Annotated in this window: 24 protein-coding genes and 1 pseudogene; 16 read left to right on the top strand and 9 right to left on the bottom strand. The window is 43.5% G+C overall.

Annotation, left to right across the window (positions count from 1 at the left end; genetic code table 11):
- Positions 1-177 precede the first annotated feature (177 nt).
- The 10 genes from D3222_RS02335 to ccmI all read left to right on the top strand — a co-directional run bounded on the left by D3222_RS02335 (position 178) and on the right by ccmI (position 7,105).
- Positions 178-753, top strand: a complete 576-nt coding sequence (locus D3222_RS02335) for a C39 family peptidase (protein WP_118984671.1) — start codon at positions 178-180, stop codon at positions 751-753.
- 88 nt (positions 754-841) lie between these two features.
- A complete protein-coding gene (gene ccmA / locus D3222_RS02340) occupies positions 842-1,468 on the top strand; it encodes a cytochrome c biogenesis heme-transporting ATPase CcmA (RefSeq protein WP_118984672.1) in 627 nt (208 codons plus the stop codon).
- The gene (gene ccmB, locus D3222_RS02345; protein WP_118984673.1) at positions 1,468-2,100 is read left to right on the top strand and encodes a heme exporter protein CcmB; all 633 of its coding nucleotides are present in this window, start codon (positions 1,468-1,470) and stop codon (positions 2,098-2,100) included. The genes ccmA and ccmB overlap by 1 nt, the downstream gene beginning before the upstream one ends.
- A 119-nt stretch (positions 2,101-2,219) precedes the next feature.
- A complete protein-coding gene (locus tag D3222_RS02350) occupies positions 2,220-2,951 on the top strand; it encodes a heme ABC transporter permease (protein ID WP_118984674.1) in 732 nt (243 codons plus the stop codon).
- Between the two features lie 2 nt (positions 2,952-2,953).
- Positions 2,954-3,217, top strand: a complete 264-nt coding sequence (gene ccmD / locus D3222_RS02355; protein WP_112877278.1) for a heme exporter protein CcmD — start codon at positions 2,954-2,956, stop codon at positions 3,215-3,217.
- Positions 3,201-3,695, top strand: a complete 495-nt coding sequence (gene ccmE / locus D3222_RS02360; RefSeq protein ID WP_112877279.1) for a cytochrome c maturation protein CcmE — start codon at positions 3,201-3,203, stop codon at positions 3,693-3,695. The genes ccmD and ccmE overlap by 17 nt, the downstream gene beginning before the upstream one ends.
- A complete protein-coding gene (locus D3222_RS02365; RefSeq protein WP_118984675.1) occupies positions 3,692-5,662 on the top strand; it encodes a heme lyase CcmF/NrfE family subunit in 1,971 nt (656 codons plus the stop codon). The genes ccmE and D3222_RS02365 overlap by 4 nt, the downstream gene beginning before the upstream one ends.
- Positions 5,659-6,213 carry a DsbE family thiol:disulfide interchange protein gene (locus D3222_RS02370; RefSeq protein ID WP_118984676.1) on the top strand — a complete coding sequence of 185 codons (555 nt, stop codon included), beginning with the start codon at positions 5,659-5,661 and terminating at the stop codon, positions 6,211-6,213. Before D3222_RS02365 ends, D3222_RS02370 begins: the two co-directional genes overlap by 4 nt.
- A complete protein-coding gene (locus D3222_RS02375; RefSeq protein ID WP_118984677.1) occupies positions 6,210-6,671 on the top strand; it encodes a cytochrome c-type biogenesis protein in 462 nt (153 codons plus the stop codon). The genes D3222_RS02370 and D3222_RS02375 overlap by 4 nt, the downstream gene beginning before the upstream one ends.
- Positions 6,672-6,685: 14 nt before the next feature.
- A complete protein-coding gene (ccmI, locus tag D3222_RS02380) occupies positions 6,686-7,105 on the top strand; it encodes a c-type cytochrome biogenesis protein CcmI (protein ID WP_255417003.1) in 420 nt (139 codons plus the stop codon).
- Between the two features lie 267 nt (positions 7,106-7,372).
- Here the strand turns inward: ccmI and corA are convergent, their stop codons facing one another.
- The 7 genes from corA to lptM all read right to left on the bottom strand — a co-directional run bounded on the left by corA (position 7,373) and on the right by lptM (position 14,067).
- Positions 7,373-8,323, bottom strand: a complete 951-nt coding sequence (gene corA / locus D3222_RS02385; protein ID WP_118984679.1) for a magnesium/cobalt transporter CorA — start codon at positions 8,321-8,323, stop codon at positions 7,373-7,375.
- 95 nt (positions 8,324-8,418) lie between these two features.
- Positions 8,419-10,590 carry a DNA helicase II gene (gene uvrD, locus D3222_RS02390; RefSeq protein WP_118984680.1) on the bottom strand — a complete coding sequence of 724 codons (2,172 nt, stop codon included), beginning with the start codon at positions 10,588-10,590 and terminating at the stop codon, positions 8,419-8,421.
- 57 nt (positions 10,591-10,647) lie between these two features.
- Positions 10,648-11,364 (bottom strand): 5-amino-6-(5-phospho-D-ribitylamino)uracil phosphatase YigB, encoded by a 717-nt coding sequence (yigB, locus tag D3222_RS02395; protein ID WP_118984681.1) that lies wholly within the window; start codon positions 11,362-11,364, stop codon positions 10,648-10,650.
- A complete protein-coding gene (gene xerC / locus D3222_RS02400; protein ID WP_118984682.1) occupies positions 11,364-12,275 on the bottom strand; it encodes a tyrosine recombinase XerC in 912 nt (303 codons plus the stop codon). Before xerC ends, yigB begins: the two co-directional genes overlap by 1 nt.
- Positions 12,272-12,976 (bottom strand): DUF484 domain-containing protein, encoded by a 705-nt coding sequence (locus D3222_RS02405; RefSeq protein WP_118984683.1) that lies wholly within the window; start codon positions 12,974-12,976, stop codon positions 12,272-12,274. The genes xerC and D3222_RS02405 overlap by 4 nt, the downstream gene beginning before the upstream one ends.
- Before the next feature lie 32 nt (positions 12,977-13,008).
- Positions 13,009-13,833: a diaminopimelate epimerase gene (gene dapF, locus D3222_RS02410; protein WP_118984684.1), complete on the bottom strand. Its 825-nt coding sequence runs from the start codon at positions 13,831-13,833 to the stop codon at positions 13,009-13,011.
- Between the two features lie 48 nt (positions 13,834-13,881).
- The gene (gene lptM, locus D3222_RS02415) at positions 13,882-14,067 is read right to left on the bottom strand and encodes an LPS translocon maturation chaperone LptM (protein WP_118984685.1); all 186 of its coding nucleotides are present in this window, start codon (positions 14,065-14,067) and stop codon (positions 13,882-13,884) included.
- A 78-nt stretch (positions 14,068-14,145) separates the two neighbouring features.
- Here lptM and cyaY point away from each other — a divergent pair, with 78 nt between their 5' ends.
- Entirely contained in the window at positions 14,146-14,466 is a 321-nt protein-coding gene (gene cyaY, locus D3222_RS02420) for an iron donor protein CyaY (protein WP_118984686.1), read from the top strand.
- A 28-nt stretch (positions 14,467-14,494) separates the two neighbouring features.
- Here the strand turns inward: cyaY and D3222_RS02425 are convergent, their stop codons facing one another.
- Positions 14,495-17,065, bottom strand: coding sequence for a class I adenylate cyclase (locus D3222_RS02425; protein ID WP_118984687.1), 2,571 nt, complete (start codon positions 17,063-17,065; stop codon positions 14,495-14,497).
- A gap of 595 nt (positions 17,066-17,660) precedes the next feature.
- Here D3222_RS02425 and hemC point away from each other — a divergent pair.
- The 4 genes from hemC to hemY are packed head-to-tail and all read left to right on the top strand — an operon-like array spanning position 17,661 to position 21,717.
- Positions 17,661-18,602, top strand: coding sequence for a hydroxymethylbilane synthase (gene hemC / locus D3222_RS02430; protein ID WP_118984688.1), 942 nt, complete (start codon positions 17,661-17,663; stop codon positions 18,600-18,602).
- On the top strand, positions 18,599-19,339 hold the full coding sequence (hemD, locus tag D3222_RS02435; protein ID WP_118984689.1) for a uroporphyrinogen-III synthase: 741 nt from the start codon (positions 18,599-18,601) through the stop codon (positions 19,337-19,339). The genes hemC and hemD overlap by 4 nt, the downstream gene beginning before the upstream one ends.
- Positions 19,340-19,359: 20 nt before the next feature.
- On the top strand, positions 19,360-20,484 hold the full coding sequence (gene hemX / locus D3222_RS02440) for a uroporphyrinogen-III C-methyltransferase (RefSeq protein ID WP_118984690.1): 1,125 nt from the start codon (positions 19,360-19,362) through the stop codon (positions 20,482-20,484).
- A gap of 3 nt (positions 20,485-20,487) precedes the next feature.
- Positions 20,488-21,717, top strand: coding sequence for a protoheme IX biogenesis protein HemY (hemY, locus tag D3222_RS02445; RefSeq protein ID WP_118984691.1), 1,230 nt, complete (start codon positions 20,488-20,490; stop codon positions 21,715-21,717).
- A 113-nt stretch (positions 21,718-21,830) separates the two neighbouring features.
- Here hemY and D3222_RS02450 read toward each other — a convergent pair.
- Positions 21,831-22,240, bottom strand: a pseudogene (locus D3222_RS02450) (transposase); the annotation flags it as partial.
- Positions 22,241-22,844: 604 nt separating this feature from the next.
- Here D3222_RS02450 and D3222_RS02455 point away from each other — a divergent pair.
- On the top strand, positions 22,845-23,153 hold the full coding sequence (locus D3222_RS02455; protein WP_118984692.1) for a hypothetical protein: 309 nt from the start codon (positions 22,845-22,847) through the stop codon (positions 23,151-23,153).

Genomic DNA, 23,153 nt, shown 5'->3' on the forward strand with positions numbered 1-23,153 from the left:
TTAATGAATACAATACAGTAACACTTATTTTTCTAGTCATATTATTAGGTTATGCCATAATGATTTTTTTCCTAAAAAATCTTGGCATATTAAATACCACTAGGAATCTGGATGTTCTCTATTTATTGGGACCTGCTATTTACTTAATGATTTTTATCATAAGATGGGCTGAATAATATGATAACACTTAAAATTCACCTAAGAACCACACTGATTTTCGTAATTTTGGTTCTTTTTGCAGGCCAATCTTCTGGGAGGGAGTTAAAAGTAAGTAACTATATGGACTTGAAGTTCAAAAATATAGTAAGACAAGAGTATGACTTTACCTGTGGGCTCGCCTCATTAATAAATATACTTGCAACAAATTATCAAATCAATATAGAGGAAGAGGATCTCATTAAAATAATAGGAATAAAACCAGAATATTCATTTATAGATCTACAGAATACACTCAAGAAATTTGACATTTTATCTATGGGAGTAAAGATATCATTAAAACAACTTGAAAAGGTAAATTCACCAACAATCCTTTATCTGAAAAGAAATGGAACCAATCATTTCGTTATATTTAATGGAATAGACTCTTCTCTCATCCAAATTATTGATCCGGCTTGGGGAAATATTAATTATACTCGATCTCAATTTGAACGATATTGGCTCCAGGATAATCAATTAGGACGAGCATTAATACTAATGAAAAAAACAGTCATGCATATTAATCATGATTATGTCTATAGAAAATCACTTTTCTAAATAGTTGATCTGAATAAAGTACAAACTATATACAATATAACATTTATACTATGGTTCAACACCCCAAAAAGAAAATATGAGTTCCTTAATGCTGGAAGCGAAAAATTTGAGTTATATCTGTGATGAACGCTCTCTGTTCGTTGGGTTGAACTTTACAGTAACCCCAGGTGACATAATTCAAGTTGAAGGGCCAAACGGTGCAGGCAAAACCAGCCTACTACGTATTTTGGCCGGATTGATACGTCCAGACACTGGTGAAGTGCGCTGGCAGGACAAAAACATTCTGAGTCATTATAAGCATTATTACCATAATTTGCTTTTTATCGGTTATCAACCAGGGATAAAAATCGTACTGACACCGTATGAAAACCTGAAGTTTTATCAATCGCTTAAGCAGCAGAAAGACAATCAAGCAATTTGGCAAGCGCTGGAACAAGTCAGTTTAATCGGTTATGAAAATTTGCCAGTAGCCCAGCTTTCTACCGGTCAACAACGCCGTGTTGCTTTAGCACGTCTGTGGCTAAGCCACTGCCCGTTGTGGATTCTTGATGAACCTTTAACCGCCATTGACAAAAAAGGTGCGACAAAATTGATAACGCTTTTCAAACAACATACACAACAGGGGGGAATGATATTACTGACTACCCATCAGTATATGGCAGAAATAACACCATCTGTGAAGAAAATCCACCTAGTAGGTCAAGAGGTGATCTAATGTTTATCACTATACTACGCCACGAATTGAAAATTGTTTTTCGCAAAAGATCAGAGATCGCCAATCCTCTATGGTTCTTCTTAATCGTTATCGCATTGTTCCCATTAGGTATTGGACCGGAACCACAGTTACTAACACGCATTGCACCAGGAAATATCTGGGTCGCCGCACTACTAGCATCGCTACTTTCGCTAGAGCGACTGTTTCGAGACGACTTTCTCGACGGCTCTTTGGAACAATTATTCCTACTATCCGCACCACTACCGCTCATAGTGTTGGGTAAAGTATGCGCTCATTGGATGGTGACGGGTTTACCATTGTTGATCCTATCACCAATAGTAGCCCTACTACTGTCATTAAGCTTTAGCACCTGGACCGCCATAGCATTAACCCTACTACTAGGTACACCGATATTAAGCCTGATAGGGGCGATCTGTGTGGCTCTGACCGTTAAGACACGCAAAGGTGGCATATTGCTTAGCCTGTTGGCTCTACCGTTGTATATTCCAGTACTGATATTTTCCACCATAGCTATCGATGGATACTTGGCGATTTTGGGCGCTATGCTGATAAGCAGCGTAACTCTGGCACCTTTCGCTACCGCTGCCGCTCTGCGTGTAAACATACACTAGGGGATTACTAATCTATCGAACCAGACTATACAGATGAGAGCTAATCCTGAAAACAACAAATAATTTCATTGATCTGAAGAACGATCAGAGTTTCAATTTTGCAGTGAGCAATGACAACTATGTGGAAATGGTTACATCAATTTGCCAAGCCAGAGAAGCTATACCAAATGTGTGGCTACTTTATTCCTTGGCTAGGGCTAGCCAGTATACTGTGCCTAGGACTGGGATGGATATGGGGTTTTGGCTTTGCGCCATCAGACTACCAACAAGGTGAAAGCTACCGCATTATGTATATCCACGTGCCAGCCGCAATGTGGTCAATAGGAATTTATGCCTTGATGGCGATAGCAGCATTAATAGGTCTAGTATGGCAAATGAAAATGTCTAATACCATAGTCGCGGCAATGGCACCAGTGGGAGCTGTGTTCACTTTTATCGCTCTGATGACCGGATCTGCTTGGGGTAAACCAATGTGGGGTACCTGGTGGGTATGGGATGCACGCCTGACCTCAGAACTAATACTATTATTCCTCTATATTGGTACCATCGCGCTGTACAACACATTTGAAGATCATCGCCTAGCAGGACGCTCAATTAGCATTCTAGTGTTAATTGGAGTAGTAAATTTACCAATTATCCATTTTTCCGTTGAATGGTGGAATACCCTCCATCAAGGTTCAACCAATCTGCAACAAACCGTTGCTCCAAATATGCGCCTACCACTGCGTTGGACAATTCTCGGCTATCTACTGTTCTTCATCACCTTAACCCTAATGCGCTTGCGTAACCTGATCCTATTCCAAGAACGCCAACACCCATGGGTAGTTGCACTGGTCAATAAGGAAAATTAACCATGAATACAGCATTCAGTTCTTGGCAGTCATTCTTTGCCATGGGTAGCTACGCTTTCTATGTATGGCTAGCGGTAGCAGCTACGTTGATCTCAATGCTCGCTCTGGTAGTACATACACTGTGGCGACGTAAACAACTATTTGATGAAATCATTCGCCGACAAACACGCGAACTACGCATCCACCAGTCAAAACGGACCTCTCTACCAATGAAACGACATACCATCCAGCAACGGGAGAGAAACTATTGTGAATCCTCGTCGTAGAAACCGTCTTTACCTAGTAATAATAGCGTTGATCAGCATTGCACTGACCGTTTCACTGGTTCTGTATGCGCTACGTTCAAATATCGACCTATTCTATACCCCAAGCGAAGTCCTACTAGGCAAAGGAAAAAATCATAAGAAACCGGAAATCGGCCAGAGATTACGTATCGGAGGCACAGTAATGCCCGGCTCAGTAAAACGCGATCCACAAACCTTGAAAGTGAATTTCAAGATCTATGATGCGCAAGGCACTATCAATGTCATTTATGATGGAATCTTGCCCGATCTGTTTAGAGAAGAGCAGAGTGTGATAGCACAAGGCGTACTGGAAAAACGTAATGTCGTAAATGCGCACGAAATACTGGCGAAGCATGACGAAAAATATATGCCGCCTGAAATAACCGAGGCAATGACGGAAAACGATAAAGAGGCAACTTCAGCCTACATCACCCCACAGGAAAGGAACAGAAAGTCATGATGCCAGAGTTAGGAAATTTTCTGCTGTGCCTAGCATTAGCAATTTCCGTGCTGCTGAGCGTTTATCCCCAATGGGGTGCAGTGCGCCAAGACGAACGCATGATGGCCGTTGCTCGCCCGCTTACCTACGGCCTATTCATCACCATTGTATTAGCATTTTTCTGCTTGGTGCATGCATTTGTGGTCAACGACTTCACTGTAACCTATGTGGTCAACAACTCCAACAGCCAACTACCAGTATATTACCGTATTGCTGCTACTTGGGGGGCACATGAAGGTTCTCTGTTACTGTGGGTACTACTACTAAGCAGCTGGACTCTGGCGGTAGCACTATGTAACCGCCAAATGCCACTGGACGCCGTGGCATACGTGTTATCAGTAATGGGAATAATCACAGCAGGCTTCCTGCTGTTCATCATTATGACTTCCAATCCATTCACTCGTACACTGCCAAATTTTCCTACCGATGGGCGAGATCTCAATCCTTTATTACAGGACATTGGACTAATTTTCCATCCTCCGCTGCTATATATGGGCTATGTCGGTTTCTCCGTGGCCTTTGCCTTCTCCATCGCCTCATTAATATCTGGACGGCTGGATACTATCTGGGCACGCTGGTCACGCCCCTGGACTATAGCCGCTTGGGTATTTTTGACCTTAGGGATAGTACTCGGCTCTGCTTGGGCCTACTACGAATTAGGCTGGGGTGGCTGGTGGTTCTGGGATCCGGTAGAAAATGCCTCTTTCATGCCATGGCTGGCCGGTACAGCACTGATACACTCTCTGGCAGTGACAGAAAAACGTGGTACCTTCAAAGCTTGGACAATATTGTTAGCAATTACTACCTTCTCACTATGCCTACTTGGTACGTTTCTGGTACGTTCTGGTATGTTAGTATCAGTCCATTCATTCGCTTCCAACCCAGAACGCGGCATATTTATCTTGGCCTATCTGGTGATCATCATTGGTGGTTCTTTGTTGCTATATGCAGTGAAGGGTGACCAAATGCGTAGCCGCATACAGCACAAAGTATTCTCACGCGAGACATTCTTGTTGGGTAACAATGTGCTGCTGATCACCGCAATGATGGTAGTACTATTAGGTACACTACTACCGTTGATCCACAAACAATTCGGCTTTGGCAGTATTTCTATCGGAGAACCATTCTTCAATATTATGTTCACCTGGCTGATGGCACCGTTTGCATTACTATTAGGCGTTGGACCTCTGGTACGCTGGCGACGCGATAAACCATCCAATCTATGGAAGCGCTTATGCGTGGCAATAGTATTAACACTACTACTCTCTATCTTGCTACCCTGGCTATTGCAGGATCGAATAGTTGGGATGACTGTGGTCGGACTAATCATGGCACTATGGGTAATTGTACTGACGCTGGTAGAACTTCACGAACGCGCCACCCATCGACACAGCTTTTGGCGTGGTTTGACACAATTCTCTCGTAGCCATTGGGGAATGATATTCGGCCATCTCGGCTTAGCGGTAATGGTTATCGGAATCACCTTCAGCCAAAATTACAGTATCGAACGCAACGTACGCATGAAGATAGGCGATATAGTAAATATCCATGATTACCACTTCATCTTCCGTGACATACACGGCATCTACGGACCTAACTACATTAGTGGTGTGGGTATTATCGACGTTACACGCAACGGAAAACCAGAAGCGACGCTACATGCCGAGAAACGCTATTACAACATAGCCCGTAGCATAATGACTGAAGCGGCTATAGATGGTGGCTTTACCCGCGATCTGTATGCTGTGCTAGGTGAAGAATTAGAAGATGGCTCCTGGACAATACGTCTGCATTACAAACCGTTTGTACGCTGGATCTGGTTCGGTGGCATATTCATGGCAATAGGCGGGATACTGTGCATCTTCGATCCTCGCTATCATATGGGCAGAAAGCTAACGGGCAAAGGTAAAATGAAGGAGCCAACATGAGACATAGGCTATTATTTATCCCGCTAATCCTTTTTCTTCTCCTAGTGGTGGCGTTCATAGTGCAGCTGACACGTAACATCTACAACGGTGAAGAGCCTACCATGCTAGAGTCAGCTTTGATCGGCAAATCAATACCTATATTTAAGCTAGAATTGCTTAATCAACCAGAAAAAACCTACAATCAAACAATATTGCACAACGGCAAACCAATACTACTCAATGTTTGGGCGACATGGTGCCCAACCTGCTGGGCTGAACACGAATATCTGAATACCCTAGCTGCGAAAGGAATACGTATAATTGGCCTAAACTATAAAGACGATCGTACTAAAGCTGTGGCTTGGCTCAATAATTTAGGAACCCCATACATCTTGAGTCTATACGATGGCGACGGCATGTTTGGCCTCGATCTTGGTGTATATGGTGCACCGGAAACGTTTCTAATTGACGGACAAGGCGTTATCCTCTATCGCCACGCCGGAGCCATGAATAAACGAGTTTGGGAGCAGAAAGTACTACCGCTATACAAGAAATATGGGGGTGACTCATGAAGCTAGTAACACTATTGTTGGCAGGGCTACTGAGCTACAGCACTTGGGCAACAATTGACACATATCAATTTAAGTCAGCAGAACAAGAACAACAATTCCACGAACTGACAAAACAACTGCGTTGTCCAAAATGTCAGAACAACAACATCGCAGACTCCAATTCAATTATTGCAGCAGACATGCGCACCAAAGTGTATGAGTTAATAATACAAGGGAAAAACAAACAACATATCATCGACTATATGGTGGAACGTTACGGTAATTTCGTAACCTATAAACCACCTATAACGCCTATAACACTGATCCTTTGGGTCAGCCCACTACTGTTTGCACTGATTGGTGGTGCTATAGTAATTGTACACTTCCGCCGTCATCAAGAAACAGACGATGGATTTACCAAACAGGAGCAACAACATTTAGTGATGTTACTAAAAGAGACTGACAGGAACAAACCCTAATGATTTTTTGGTTAATGATTATTATGCTACTAGCTAGTGCCTCAGCGCTACTGGTAGTACCTGCAATTCTCCAAGGCAAAGCAAACACCAATACCAACCGCGATACGCTTAACAAGATACTTTATCAGGAGCATCTGAGAGAGTTAGAGCAGAATGAAGCACAGGGTGTGGTAAATGATCGTTTGGCGCTGGTACAAGAGTTACAACGAAACCTTCTGAGTGACATACCTATACAACCAATAGTGCAAAAAAAGCCCATTAATCGCTGGGCGTTAGTGCCTGGTGTATTAGTTCTGATCATAGTAGCTGTCGGGTTCTACCTAAAAACTGGCAGCCTAATGCAAGTGCTTGACTGGCAGAATCAAGAAAAACAATGCGAGAGCTATCAACCAACAAGCACACCAAGAGTTTGCTCACACCTACCATCAACTTGAACCAAATAATCAGGGAGTCACCTAGACTATATGCCGAAATCTTTATGCAATTACACCAAGATAAAGAGATAACAAACATCACTGATTTTGGCGCCTGTCGCTTCCTTAATGCTCCCATAATTAAAGATATCGCCAGCGCCCAAAAAACAACTGTTGCCACTCAAGCTGTCTGGCGTTTTCGACCCAGCTAGCCGCAAAGGTTTTGGATCAGTTCAGCGATGTGTAAATACCTATGCTACATTGGGCAAGGGTTTACAGCAGTTTTTACTAAAGCCAATTCTTCCGCTTAAAATAGAGATATGGTGCAAGGCCAGCAGCAATCATTAAACCAATTGCGCCCGGATAACCAAATGTCCAGTGCAACTCCGGCATAAATTCAAAGTTCATGCCATAACTGGAAGCCACCAGCGTTGGCGGCAGGAATACCACAGAGACAACCGAGAAGATTTTGATAATTCTGCTCTGTTCAATATTGATAAAACCCATTGCTGCCTGCATCAAGAAATTAACTTTCTGAAACAAAGATTCATTATGTGGCAACAGCGATTCAATATCGCGCAAGATTTCACGAGCCTGCTCCAGTTGATCCCCCGGCAAACGGGCCCGTCGCACCAAGAAGTTAAGCGCACGCTGAGTATCCATAAGACATAAGCGAACCTTCCAGCTAATATCCTCCTGCTCAGCAAGACTAGACAAGGCAATATCAAACTCATCACCCTGTTTCCCTTCCATAATGACTCGACTCAGGGATTCCAGCACGCTATAAATATTTTCGATAACATCAGCCAACTGCTCGATCTTGGTTTCAAACAGATCCATCAGCACTTCATAAGCATTACCATCAACTAATGTCTGATTACGAGCACGCATACGATACAATCGGAACGCAGGGAGCTCCCGCTCTCGCAACGTATAGAGACGACCATCACGAATAGTAAATGCAACTGTTGCGTTGCCAGCATGGTCTTCCGCGTCTTCAAAGTAAAAAAATGAGTGGACATGTATCCCGTCTTCATCTTCAAAAAAACGCGCCGACGCCTCAATGTCATCCAGTTCCGGTCGGGTTGCCAGAATTTGGCCTAATTCATTTTGAACTTGCAGCCTATCTTGCTCTCCTGGTTCAACCAAATCTACCCATAAGGAATCAGATAACTTTTCTCCCTCTTCAAACTCAAGACGGAGCAGGCGATTATTCTCTAACTTAAATGCGCTCAGCATGTATCATAAGTCTCCTTTACTCCCTACGTGATCGTAAGGCGCGAATGTTACGCTTAGAAGAAAAAGCCTGTCAACATTCAACCTGGATATTATTTTCAGACCATTTCAAGTCTGGCATAAGCAGCAACCAGCCACTTAATCCCTTCCCCTTGAAACGCAATTTGCAATCGGCTATGTTCACCACTCCCCTCCATATTGACAATGGTTCCTTCACCAAATTTAGGATGACGAACACGTTGTCCTAGAGCATAACCGCCATCATTGGCACTAATGGGTGTACCCAACCGACCATGGCTAACTGGACGAGATATTGTCGCACGTAACCGAACTTCTTCAATACATTCTGACGGCAGTTCCCCAATAAAACGAGATGGCCGATGATAAACCACTTTGCCATATAAACGACGACTTTCGGCATAAGTGATTGTCAGCTTTTCCATTGCACGTGTCAGACCCACATAAGCCAAGCGACGTTCCTCTTCCAAACGTCCACCTTCTTCAATCGACATCTGGCTTGGGAACATGCCTTCTTCCATGCCAACAATAAATACCTGTGGGAATTCCAGTCCCTTAGCCGAATGTAATGTCATTAGTTGCACCGAATCCTGATAGGCATCAGCCTGCCCTTCTCCCGATTCCAGCGCAGCATGGGAAAGAAACGCCTGCAATGGCGTCAAATCTTCATCCTCTTCCTGATAGCTAAACTGGCGAGTCGCCGTGACAAGTTCTTCAAGGTTTTCAATACGCGCCTGCGCTTTTTCACCTTTTTCCTGTTGATACATTGCTCGCAGGCCAGAATCACGGATAACCCTGTCAGTCTGCACATGCAATGGCATATCTTCAGTTTCTGTCGATAATGCGTCAATCAGTTCAATAAAACGTTGTAAGGAAGCAGCGGCACGCCCAGCCAGCACTTTCTCTTGAAGCAATATCTGACAACAGTCCCACAACGTTTGCTGCCGTTCACGAGCCGCTTGGCGCACAATATCTAAAGTTCTGTCACCAATACCACGGGTAGGCGTATTCACCACACGTTCAAATGCCGCGTCATCATAACGATTGGTGATCAAACGTAAGTAAGCCAGTGCATCTTTAATTTCCTGACGTTCAAAGAATCGTTGACCACCATAAATACGGTATGGCATTGATGCCTGTAACAGCGCCTCTTCCAGTACACGGGACTGAGCGTTGCTGCGGTAAAGTATGGCACAGTTTTTCAGGGCGCCACCATTTTCAAGCCAGTTTTTTATCCGGCTAACTACATAGCGGGCTTCATCCAGTTCATTAAATGCACAATAAAGGGAGATGGGTTCACCCTCTACACCATCAGTCCACAGATTTTTACCCAGACGATCACTGTTATTAGCAATCAATGTATTGGCAACTTTCAGAATATTACTGGTGGAACGGTAATTCTGCTCCAAACGGATAGTTTCAGCACCGGAAAAATCTTTCAGGAAACGCTGAATATTCTCAACTTGCGCCCCACGCCAACCATAAATAGATTGATCATCATCCCCAACAATCATCACTTTGCCTGTTTCCCCCGCCAACAGGTGGATCCAAGCATATTGAATACTGTTAGTGTCCTGAAACTCATCCACTAGAATATTAGTAAAGCGGCCACGGTAATGTTGCAGAATCTGAGGTTTATTCAGCCACAATTCATGCGCTCGCAGTAAAAGCTCGGCAAAATCCACTAGCCCGGCCCGATCACAAGCCTCTTGGTAAGCCTGATAAATTTTCTGCCATGTCGCTTCAACAGGATTGCCATAACTTTCAATATGCTGTGGCCGCAATCCTTCATCTTTTTTACCATTGATGTACCACATGCCTTGACGAGCTGGCCATTGCTTATCATCCAGATTCATCGCTTTGATAATGCGTTTAAGCAGGCGATGTTGATCTTCGCTGTCAAGAATCTGAAAATCCTGTGGCAAATTAGCATCCAGATGATGGGCTCGTAACAAACGGTGAGCCAAACCGTGAAACGTACCAATCCACATTCCACCTTGACTGGTACCGATCAAGTTTTCAATCCGATGGCGCATCTCCGCCGCCGCTTTATTGGTGAAGGTCACGGCCATAATGGAAAATGGCGAAGCCTTCTCCACCGACAACAACCAAGCAATTCGGTGTACCAGAACCCGGGTTTTACCACTCCCCGCGCCAGCTAATACCAACATATTAGTCCGCGGAGCAGCTACAGCTTCCCGTTGTTTGTCATTCAGACTTTCTAGCAGATAGGAGACGTCCATAGTTACCATCAATTGATTAGACAGCGCCCAGAGGTTGCTGTGTTTTTATACAGAATAATTTCTTGATTATATCAATGCTGTCAAAGAAGCCAAATCGTAAATCTCTATGTGAGGCAGTAAGCGGCTTTCCATCGTCTGCAATAGTTTTTTATTCTTAGTATTCATCCAGCAAGCTTGCATACCACTACGCAGTGCCCCTGCCACATCAGTATTCAAGTCATCACCGACATGTAAGATTTGCCCAAGCGCTAAACCCAGGCGATCCGCAGCCAAACAGTACATATCGCTGCAAGGTTTTGAGCGCCCATCAGGGCCAGCTTTCAGCACAAATTCAAAATAAGGGGCAAGACCACAGGCGGCAGGTTCTGCATTACCATTTGTAATGGCTACCAGTGGCATCTGCTCAGCAAGTGCCGACAGGGTTTTATGTGTTGATTCAGGAATATCAATCCGATTACGCCAGAGTGCGAAATGCGCCATGACATCATCTGCCCCTCGATCAGCGTCTTCACGGCTAAAACCGTAATGGCGAAACATCAACCTTGAGGAGTGCCAACGCCATAAAGTCATGTCGTGATAAATTTCAGGATACTGCTCAAGTGTCAATTCACGGAAAACATATAGATCCTGATGATTAAGATGACTGAACCTAGGATCATATCGCCGTACAAAATTCAGTACTTCCTCTTCTGTCTTATCCATGACTGGATGATTATCATACAGCGTATCATCCAGATCAAATGTCATCGCTAACACTGGCGCAAGAGGCCGGTAAAAACGCATTACGATTTCCCCCGTTTAGCTCTGGGATGGGCTACATCATACACTTTTGTCAAATGCTGGAAGTCCAAATGAGTATAGATTTGTGTAGAGGATAGGCTGGCATGACCAAGTAATTCCTGAACTGCACGCAAATCACCACTGGATTCCAGAATATGAGTGGCAAAAGAGTGGCGCAATTTATGAGGATGAATATGACTGCTCATTCCCTGGCGTATGCCCCACTGCGCAAATCGTTTTTGTACATTGCGGGTCGATATCCGCCGCCCACCCTTTGAGACAAAAACAGCATTATCCTCTGGCTCAAATAATTCCCGCATCTCCAACCAACGATTAAGCCATTCAACCGCAGTATGCCCCAAAGGTACCTTCCGCTCTTTACTGCCTTTACCTGAAACCCATACTTCTCCACTTTCAAGATCCAGATGCCGACAATCAAGACCTACCAATTCTGACAAACGTAACCCAGCACCATACATCACTTCCAACATCGTCCGATCACGTACTGATAATGGATCATTAAAATTGATATTCAGCAGTTGGTTCACTTCATCCACATCTATATTTTTCGGCAAATGACGTTTGGTTCCCGGCGTGCTGACGGTTTTACTCGGGTTAACGGAAATTTTCCCTTGAGTCACCTGCCAATCAAGGAAACCGCGCAAGGCAGATAAACGCAACGCCAAGCTAGCTGACTGTAAGCCAGCCCGACGACTCCGTGTTACCAACACTCTTACTTTCGCTGGATCAAGATCTTTCCATTGGCTGACACCCATTTCTAAAACCATCTCAGCCAATGTGGCAAGCTGACGACGATAATTGGTGATAGTCACTGGACTTAACCGACGCTCTACCCTGAGATACCGCAAAAATGCCTCAATCGGCTCCAGTAACCGGTCAATTTCCTGCATCATATTCGTTTAATCCAACGAGACAATATATCCGGCAATAACTTAGCCAGATGCTCAAGCATGTCAGTTCCCATGCCTTCTTGATAATGTTGATGATTCCGACTGTTAAATATCACCATACCCAGCTCGCCCCTCGTTCCCAGTAGAGAGATGGCAACCGAACCGACATGCCGAACTTGCGGCAACAACAATAGAATTTCCGGCCCATTTAGCATACCGAGATAGTGGTTTTTATTACCAAAACGCTGAATGCGGATTGGTTCAAAAGCATTGCGAGAAAGCGCTAGATCAGGCGCATCAAGTGGTGCACCAATATGCCATTTATCATTGAAAAGACGGATACTGGCACTATTTAGTCCCATATTCTTAGCCCATGAACTTAACCGACTAAGCATATCTTGCAAACTCTCTGCCGCAACCAAATTAACAAGTAATTTAAGCAACTGTTCAAACAGTTGTTCATTCACTCTAGCTTGCTCCATGAGCAGAGTGATATCTTCTTCCAGATAAGCAATACGCGTTCTCTGGCGGCTCATATACCATTCAACCAAAGAAATCGTTTCTCTCACCGGGTGAGGAACCCGCATCTGTTCAACGACACATGCATTACGGATAAAGAAATTGGGGTTTTCCAATAAATAATCCACAACAGTCTGATCATCAAGTATGCCATTGATGTTTAACTGCTCTTCTTTTTTCTCCATCTCCGATGCTCCGTAGCTCAAAACAGAATCGATTACAGATGAATTGTGCCATCATAAACATGCATCGCTGGCCCCGTCATATAGAGTGGTTTTCCCGGCCCATCCCAACAGATAAACAGTGCACCTCCCGGCAAATCCACCCGAACATGATTGTCGAGCAATTGCTGCTGAATACCTACTGCTACCGCTGCACAAGCACCACTGCCACAAGCTTGGGTTTCCCCAACGCCACGTTCATAAACCCGTAAGCGGATATGACCACGGTTTAAAATTTGCATGAAACCAATATTCGCCCGTTCAGGAAATCTTTCGTGGTTTTCCAAAGCTGGCCCCAAAATTTCTACTTCGGCCGTTTCCACGTCTGACACTTGAATCACACAATGAGGATTCCCCATAGAGACAACACCACAAAGAACGGTTCTCTCTATTACCCGTAAAATATAGGTTTTTTCCGCCCTTAACGCACGAAATGGCACATGATGCGGCTCAAATTCAGGTTCCCCCATATTAACGCAAACCTGATCATCATTGGTGATACTCAGCACCATCCGTCCCGATTGCGTGCTGACTTTAATATCACGCTTATTAATTAATCCTTTAAGACGGACAAAACGGGCAAAACAACGCGCTCCATTGCCACACTGTGCAACTTCACTACCGTCGGCATTAAAAATGCGATAGTGAAAATCCATATCCGGATCATAAGGTGCTTCAACAATTAATAATTGATCGAAGCCCACACCAGTATGTCTATCTGCCAAACGGCAGATCAGTTCTGGTGAGAAATAAACATTTTGGGTCACAGCATCAACGACCATAAAGTCATTACCCAGACCATGCATTTTGGAGAACTGCATATAATGCTCCACCGTAAACCGTAGCCACCGACTATCGGCTTATCTCGCTTATTTCTGAGAGGTGCTATCCACTTTCTGCCCTTGCTGCCCAGTATTCACGGGAATCTGAGACGCAGTTGTCGCCTTCTCCGTTGATGGTTGTTCTGGAGGAAAATAGAGAGGACCTTTCAGTCCACAGCCGGAAAGTACAAATAAGGTTATGATAGCCAGAAATCCGCGTAATTTTTTCTTCATTGCATTAATGCCTGTAATTCATACGTCAATATTCTCTATAATCGCAGTTAGACCTCGAAAAGCAAATAGGAAATGAAGATGAACGACAGTGAATTTCACCAGTTAGCCGACCAACTGATGCTTTATATCGAAGGGCAGTTGGATAATTATGATGGCAATGCCGATATCGACTGTGAAACCAATGGTGGTGTCATGACCCTGAGCTTTGATAATGACAGCAAAATTATTATCAATCGCCAGGAGCCTTTCCATCAAATCTGGCTGGCAACCAAAAGCGGGGGTTATCATTTTGACTACAAAGAAGGTCAGTGGATTTGTGACCGTAGTGATGAAAATTTTTTAACCATGCTAGCGCACTCCATCACCGAGCAAAGTGGCGAACAGTTCAGTTTCTCATAATTGAACCTACCCCGCATCGCGGGGTAAATCAGTAATGTGACACAGAACGATAAAGTTCTGGCTGCTCTTCATTTTCCCCATCATGAGCCACACACAAATGTGAAAAAGATGATCCGCTAAATGGAATCACCTGAATCTGGCCTTTCATTTGCACAATCTGATAAAACTGTGGCAAGTTAAAGTTGATAAAACTTGATCCGTAGGTAAACCGATCATGAGATGAAGAATAAAACCGACTGACGTCACGTACCAACTCTTCCTTACTTCCCTCACAATGAGAATAGATTTCTACCCGGTTAGTTTCATCCAGAATATAAATATTAAAACTTTTATTATCTTGCGTATTTTCAAAGAAAAACTGAATAATACCCTCACTGGCAAAACCATCAACCACTGCGGGCAAATGTGTCTCTTTGGTATTAATTTTCACCGGCAACCCATGCAATTTGTTATTAGAAATTGCCCCATAGAATTCCACGGCATTTTCCAATTTCTGCACAGATACGTTAAGACGTTCAAAGAACAGCCCCCAAGTCTGGCCGGCAATACGTAACGCTTTAAAACGACCTGGGTCCTGACGATTGCTGGATAAACGTAATTCAATACATTCAGATACCAGTTGCTGGATCCGGGTTCGGATAAGCCCTCGTAAATGTTCACTGTAACAGAACACTTCAACAGCCGCTGGCGGTGCAGCATCTTGATGCATTTTGCCCAGTATGGTCTTCAACGCTTCCAGCACAGATTGCTCACCACTAAAGTGTAAGGTCCTCACTTCATTCCATGAATTACGGTAAAGTAAGTCAATGCTCTCCACCAAACACTGTTGCGATTCACCAAAACTGAATACATCAAGCTTACGGAAATCAAAATGTACAACCTGATTGGAAAATTCAGCAGTCGGATCTTTCTCCAGATTGACAATAATTGCCAAATGGCGAATTTCACACGGGCTATAAAGTGCTTTCGGTGTCGGTGCTGGCAGACGGATGGGGAAATGAGCAGAAATATCATTAATCAATTCATGCAGTTTCAGTTCATCACATTGAGTTTCGCCATGATGAATATGGATACACGATTTTTCTGTTAACAAGCCGTTAAAGTAGGTCCACGATACCAGTTTATTGAGATAACGATTATATTCCAGAGGTTGATGACCAATGATCGATCCAATAGTCGGTGCCTGATTGTAGAGATACCAACCGCTGCGGTTTGCACGTCCTTGAGGGACATAGATAAATGTTAAATTTTTCTCTGATAGGTCTGGCGAAATTTGCGGATTAACCAGCGTTACTTTCCCTGGCAATGCTTCAAATGCAGCATAAAGTTTACGCGTCAGCACACCAATATCCTGTGGACTGGCACTGACACTCAGATTATTACGGCGGGCAAAACGGATAAGATTACGATAGCTCTGCATCATGGTATCGAGCAGTTCATTATGCGCATCACGAACCTGTTCAATTTTCCATGAGTTGCGGTTATCCAAAATTTTCAACCGTTCTGGATCCCACTTCCATTCATAAACTAGTTGAGTCAAAACCTGGCGTCGCCAGCCAATGCAGCCTTTATCCTCTTGATTAAGAGAAAGCTTTTCACAAACTTTTAAATAAAAACATCGACGTATTAGATCTAAACGAGTCGTATCATTAATTTCTATCAGATAACGGGTAACACGCTCAAGCATCATGCTGTATGCATCAAGGCCAAAAGAGACTATTTCACCCGCATGTAGGCGCTGTTTCATCTCCATTGCCAGTAACTTACCATTGGGATATTCCCAAGAATAGGCTTCCAGTAACAAGCTTTTTAATACGGCTTTATAAGGGGAATCGATACTTTTGTAGAGTTGCCATAAGCTAGCGCCAAAGTACTCTTCAGCAGATAGTTCACCCAGTCCACCGAGATCAAGCCACTCATTTGGCGTCAGAACACCTTGCGCATAAAGCGATAAAACATATTCATCATAATGGCGTTCTTCTTCTACGGGCACCATTTCCCATAACAAACGCTTACCCGCCATACGTACAGCGGTACGATAAAATTCATCAAGTAACAGAATATGCTGAGTAGAACCGCAGTCCTCACCACCGAGGCTACCACTCGCATTATGGCGAAAGCGGTTTTCATCAATAAGAAAAAAATTGACTTCAATACCAAGCGCTGCTGCCCACTGTTCAATAAGCGTACACTTACGTTGCAGCAAAAGGCGCTCATCATTATCAAGCCATGACTGATGACATACCCAGATATCCAAATCAGAACAACCGCTCTGCCCGATTGATGAAGTACTGCCCATTGAGTAAATACCGGTAATAGGAAGTTCACCATTGGCAGGCTGTTTTATAAAGTGATCTAATTTATTTTCTAAATCATTAAGATAAGATTTTTGTGCTTCATCATGCACGAAAAAACATACGCCATAGGGAACATTACCGTTAATGTAACCTGGCATCATCGGATGATGATAATGCAATAATACTGGCAGTAAACTGTATGCCTGTTTAAATTCCGCACTCATGGCGGTAGAGGCGCGTTCTAACCTGAGTTGGTTTATCGCATCCAGTCTCTGCTTCAGTGTTTCGATATAAAGGTACAAGACGTCTCGCCCAATTGAGTTCCAGTGCCCAGGTAAATCCCCCGTTTCCGGCTGTTATAGCTCGATGGAATTATTTAGAATGATTTTTACCAATTTATTACCGGAAACGTGATCAATTTAACACCTTGTCGATAAACCGTAAAGTCAGTAGAGCAATTGAATTCGATGCCTTATCGTACAAAAAATCAAATAATACATTGTTATATATAGAAATAATCAAAAAACCCATACCGTTTATACTTTCTTATACGAAAGAAATTTTCTCTGCCCATTTTTTCAAGTTAATGCGCGTAATACCTTGTTATCATCAACCCGATAAAAATGACTCCGTTGGCTATATTTTAATTAATGATTTTTTCCATTCGGAATTCTTTAATTACAGAAATAATTTACTGGAAAAGTTAATTCATAATTAAATCAATCTATTTTTATCGATATAAAATAATTTAAAAATTAAAATTTATTTTATGCTTTAACATAACCGGCATCTCTTCTTCTCAGCCCCTAACTGGAAAAAAAACGGCTGAAGTGTTAAAACGAGTGTTATGTTTTTCATTTATATGACGGCTGAAAAGCCTGAGAAATACAAACATCCATGTCAACTAAAACCATCCGTATCGCAACCCGCCAAAGCCCTCTGGCTATGTGGCAAGCGCTGTATGTTCAGAAAAAACTACAACAATGTCACCCAGATCTGGAAGTTCAACTGGTTCCGATGGTAACCCAAGGCGATGTCATTCTGGACACTCCTCTGGCAAAAATTGGAGGAAAAGGGCTATTTGTCAAAGAGTTAGAGTTAGCTCTGCTCGAAGGCCGAGCCGATATCGCCGTCCATTCAATGAAAGATGTCCCGATCTCCTTTCCCGAAGGGTTAGGTCTGGTCACTATTTGTGAACGTGATGATCCACGTGATGCTTTCGTCTCTGTCAAATATCACTCTCTTGATGAATTGCCAACAGGCAGCATCATTGGCACATCAAGTTTACGCCGCCAGTGCCAACTCCGTGAATTACGCCCTGATCTGATTGTCCGTGACCTTCGGGGCAATGTTGGAACCCGCCTGAACAAGTTGGATAATGGTCACTATGATGCAATCATCCTCGCCGTTGCAGGGTTGAAAAGGTTAAAACTGCATGAGCGTATCCGTACGCCATTGACGGCAGAACAATCATTACCCGCCGTCGGTCAAGGCGCGGTAGGAATTGAATGCCGTCTCGACGACCAACAAACACAAGCTCTACTCGTACCATTAAACCACTATGATACAGAAGTCTGTGTTCTTGCAGAACGTGCGATGAATACCCGGCTGGAAGGAGGCTGCCAAGTACCAATAGGTAGCTATGCCATCTGGCAGGAAGGGAAAATCTGGTTACGGGCATTGGCTGGCGCACCTGATGGTAGCGTTATTATTCGCGGTGAGAGAACGGCTTTACCAAAAGATGCCTGCCAGGCAGGGGTTGAACTAGCAGAAGAGTTGTTGGAACAGGGAGCGCGGGAAATTCTAACCAAAGTTTATCGAGGAAATCCCCCCACATGAGTATTCTGGTGACTCGCCCTGCTCCTGCCGGAGAGGAACTAGTCAGAAAGTTACAGGCTGCGGGAAAAACAGCTTTCAGCGCACCTTTAATCAATATTCACCCAGGTTCAGAGCTGCCACGGCTAGCTGAGAAGCTTCACCATCTAAATACCCGTGATATGGTATTTCTATTGTCAAAAAATGCAGTTTATTATGCAAACTATCAGTTAAATAAAATTAATCTATCATGGTCCAACAAGCTGATTTATTATGCTATCGGCAGATCAACCGCTCTGGCTTTTCATCAACTAACGGATATGAATGTTATCTGGTCATCAGAGGGTGAGACCAGCGAAATCCTGCTAAAACTACCCTCACTATATCAGGTTGAAAATAAACAAGCTTTGCTGCTCAGAGGAAATGGCGGACGTGAACTTATTGCCCGGACGCTAACAGAAAGAGGCGCCACAGTTAATTATTGTGAATGTTATTTCCGCCAGCCAGTAGACTACCCGGCAGCAGAATTCAGTGCCCACTGGCAAAAGTATGGAGTACAAACTTTAGTTGTAACCAGTGGCGAAATACTACGACTGTTATATAACTTAATACCCGAAAGTGATCGAAACAGGTGGTTATTGCATTGCCACCTGATTGTGGTAAGCGAGCGTCTTGCACATACCGCCCGGCACTTGGGCTGGCAGGATGTTAAAGTTGCAAAAAGTGCAGATAACGATGCCTTAATTCAGGCACTAGAATAAACTGACATGGGATGCCCACTATGACGGAGCAAAAACAGTCCGCCGAGACAGTTGAACAAACAAAAACTACGGTTGAAAACTCTCAACAGCCCGAAACCGCGCCTCAAAAGCAAGAACGTTCTGGCACGCTAAAAAACATTAGCGCTCTTGCAATCATGCTGGCAATCGGTGTCGGTCTTTATTATTACGGACAGCAACAAAGCCATTTACTGAGTGCAGAAAACCATGAGCTACGCCAACAGCTGGAATCACTGAAACAACAGCAATCACAGGATAAACAGCATATTGAAGCGCTGTTTAAAGAACAATCACAGACTTTAAGCCATTTCGCCGCACAAAATGATCAACTAGGTAATAGCCTACAAGAGTTACAGGCCAAAATCTCTGCGTTATCCAGCTCTGATGTAAAAAGCTGGCTACTGGCACAAGCTGATTTTTTGGTCAAAATGGCAGGCCGGAAATTATGGAATGATCAAGATATAGTCACCGCCGCTGCTCTGCTGAAAAATGCAGATGCCAGTCTCTCTGAAATGAATGATCCAAGCCTGATTGAAATCCGTCGTGCAATCACACAAGACATCAGTACATTATCTGCCATTAGTCAGATTGATTTTGACGGCATTATCCTGCGAGTTAATCAGCTTTCTAACCAGGTAGATAACCTGAGTCTGGCTGACAATACAATCGATGGTTCGCCAATGGACGAAGATAACGATGAATTAACCGGTACATTATCTGAATGGCGCCAGAATCTGAGCAAAAGCTGGAAGAGTTTCATGGATAATTTCATTACCATCCGTCGCCGGGATGCCGCAGCAGAGCCATTACTGGCACCAAATCAAGATATCTATCTACGAGAGAATATCCGAGCCCGTCTGTTGATTGCCGCTCAAGCAATACCGCGTCATCAAGGTGAAGTTTTTAAACAGTCACTGGAAACGGTTTCAACTTGGGTTAGAGCTTACTTTGATATCAACGATCCCAATACCAAAGCATTCCTGGAAGAAATTGATTCATTAAGCCAGCAGCCTATTTCCATCACTGCGCCAGACCACCTTTCAAGCCAACCTTTACTGGAAAAACTGATGCAAACCCGGGTTCGTAGCTTACTTTCCCAATCTTCTGAAACCAATCAGGAGGGTTAAGTTATGCTGAAAGTTCTATTACTGTTTGTAGTACTCATTGTTGGTATTGTGCTCGGTCCGATAGTTGCTGGCCATCAGGGATATGTGCTGATTCAAACTGACAATTACAACATTGAAACCAGTGTTACCGGTCTGTTCATTATATTTGTTCTTTTACAACTGGTACTCTGCCTCCTTGGCTGGTGCTACCGCAGAGTTATACACACAAGCTCACGTACCCGTGGCTGGTTCCTTGGACGCAAACGCAGCCGTGCCCATGCTCAAACAAAAGCAGCACTGATCAAACTGGCAGAAGGCGATTTCAAACAAGTTGAGCAATTACTGACCCGTAATGCTGATCATGCGGAACAACCTGTCGTCAACTACTTACTGGCGGCTGAAGCAGCCCAACAACGCGGAGATGAATTTCGTACCAATCAGTATCTGGAACGCGCAGCAGAAGTCGCAGACAATAATCAGTTGCCTGTGGATATTACCCGTGTACGTATTCAACTCGCTCAAGGTGAAACTCATGCCGCCCGTCATGGCATAGACAAGCTGCTAAATCAGGCTTCGCGCCATCCAGAAGTCTTACGCCTGGCTGAACAGGCTTATATGAAGTCAGGAGCTTACCAGTCACTGATCGATATACTACCGGTAATGGAAAAAATCCATCTACATGATGAGTTACAAATTCACAAATTGCGCCAGCAAGCCTATATCGGTCTGATGAATCAGTACATGGCAGAACAAGGCAGCGAAGGCTTAAAACGTTGGTGGCACGATCAAAGTCGGAAAATTCGCCATGATGTGGCTTTACAAGTTGCAATATCTGAACATTTAATTGAATGTGATGACCATGAAACTACACAAAAGATCATCCTGGAAAGTTTAAAACGTCAATATGACGAACGTTTACTCTTATTGATCCCACGCTTAAAAAGCGAAGATCCAAAGCCGATACAAAACGCGTTGGATCATCAGTTAAAACAACATGGTTCAACTCCTCTGTTAAACAGTACGCTTGGACAGGTTGCTTTGCGCCACGGAGAATGGGAAAAAGCAGTAAAAGATTTTAAAACCGCATTAGCCCAACGTCCTGATGCACATGATTATGCCTGGTTAGCAGATGCATTGGATAAACTGCGTAAACCAGAAGAGGCAGCACAAGTTCGTCGCGAAGGATTAGTACTCACTTTAAAACGTGAGAGTAATGTCGTGAAGAGTGATTTAGTTAATCTGAGTTCTGGATAAGAAATTGACGAGAAGCCTGTTCCGGGAGCAAAGTTTTGGTGAACGCCGAAAACAGCTCCGGGGAGGAACAGGCTATGGATAAGTTAGTGGAAATTTTCTGCGATGTCAGTCAGTTAAGCAACTGACTGGCTGTTTTTCTGAGCTTTTCTGTACTTATTATGGCCTTTCCTTTACCACTATCGGGAAGGCCCTTTCCCCCCTTGTCGGCAACTTCACTAACTACGCTATACTTTCCAGACCTAGCATCAGTTCTGGGATTCTGCCCGGCGAAGCACCCTGTAACATAATCAGCATTCTCATTACCATGCCGCACGATTCTGAGAAGCTCAGTTGATTCGGCTAATAACGCGCCCCATAGCTCCTGCTCCACCAGTTCCGGTTTTTTACTCCTCAGGGTTAATCTGTTCAGTAACATAGTCTGTTTGATTTCGCGATAACCCAGCTCTATTTCCCACCGGTGGCTGTAAAGATCTACCATCTCATCTCCCGGATAACGCATGGCGTGAGTCATGGACGTCAGCAGTTTTTTCCTTGCATGGAGCATACGACAAAAGGTCAAGAACCTGAGCAATACGCATAAGGGGAGCATTTCCGGATTATTACACTGCCATTGGATCAGTCAACTGATCCTTAACTGATTGGCATTAGTCATGGTAAGGCCATTTTTCTTTCTTTGCCACAATCCTGCACGATGACCAGAATCGCTGCCCATTTTGTATGAATCCGTGTTTATCTGACCAGAATTACTGACTAAGTGTAACGACCGACAATTAATGATGGTTTTTAACCCACATTACATGATTCTCACTGGGCCTCAAACCCAGATTACATGATAATGAATTCATGCTATTTGCCTCCAGCCTATATTCCATCAATCAGATTGCAAAAAATCGGCCTGAATTCCTTTCAAATGATCACAACTTTGAAAATTTATTAAAAAGATGTTACGTGACGTAACACAGATGGTACAAAGCACTAAGATATAAAAATATAAAGTGATGTTTATAATGTTCTTATGTCGAAATAATCTTGATTAAAAAAATATCATGAATAAATCTTCCGACACTATTTCTAGAAATGATACATTTAATAATTATTTTTAACTCATATTCTATAAGGAACATATTATGAGATTTCCTATCTATGACGTTAATGGCAATCGTCTATATGATGAACATGGAAACATTGTGATTACCATCACTGGTGGAGTCGAAATGCCAAAGAATCTAGGTACATTAATCGATATACCACCTAATTGGGGAGCAAACTTAATTAATGGAATTGATAATAGCTTTAATATCCCCTTCACCAAGTTTGATGATTTTAAGGTAAATGTTGATTCGATAAGCTCTTCCAGAATTATTAATGGTATTTCTGGTTTAAATCAGGAGCAAAAAGATAAACTAGAACACATTATTAATGAACAAAAAAACTAG

It is taken from the genome of Photorhabdus sp. CRCIA-P01, from assembly GCF_003545805.1.
GTDB classification, from domain to species: Bacteria; Pseudomonadota; Gammaproteobacteria; order Enterobacterales; family Enterobacteriaceae; genus Photorhabdus; species Photorhabdus antumapuensis.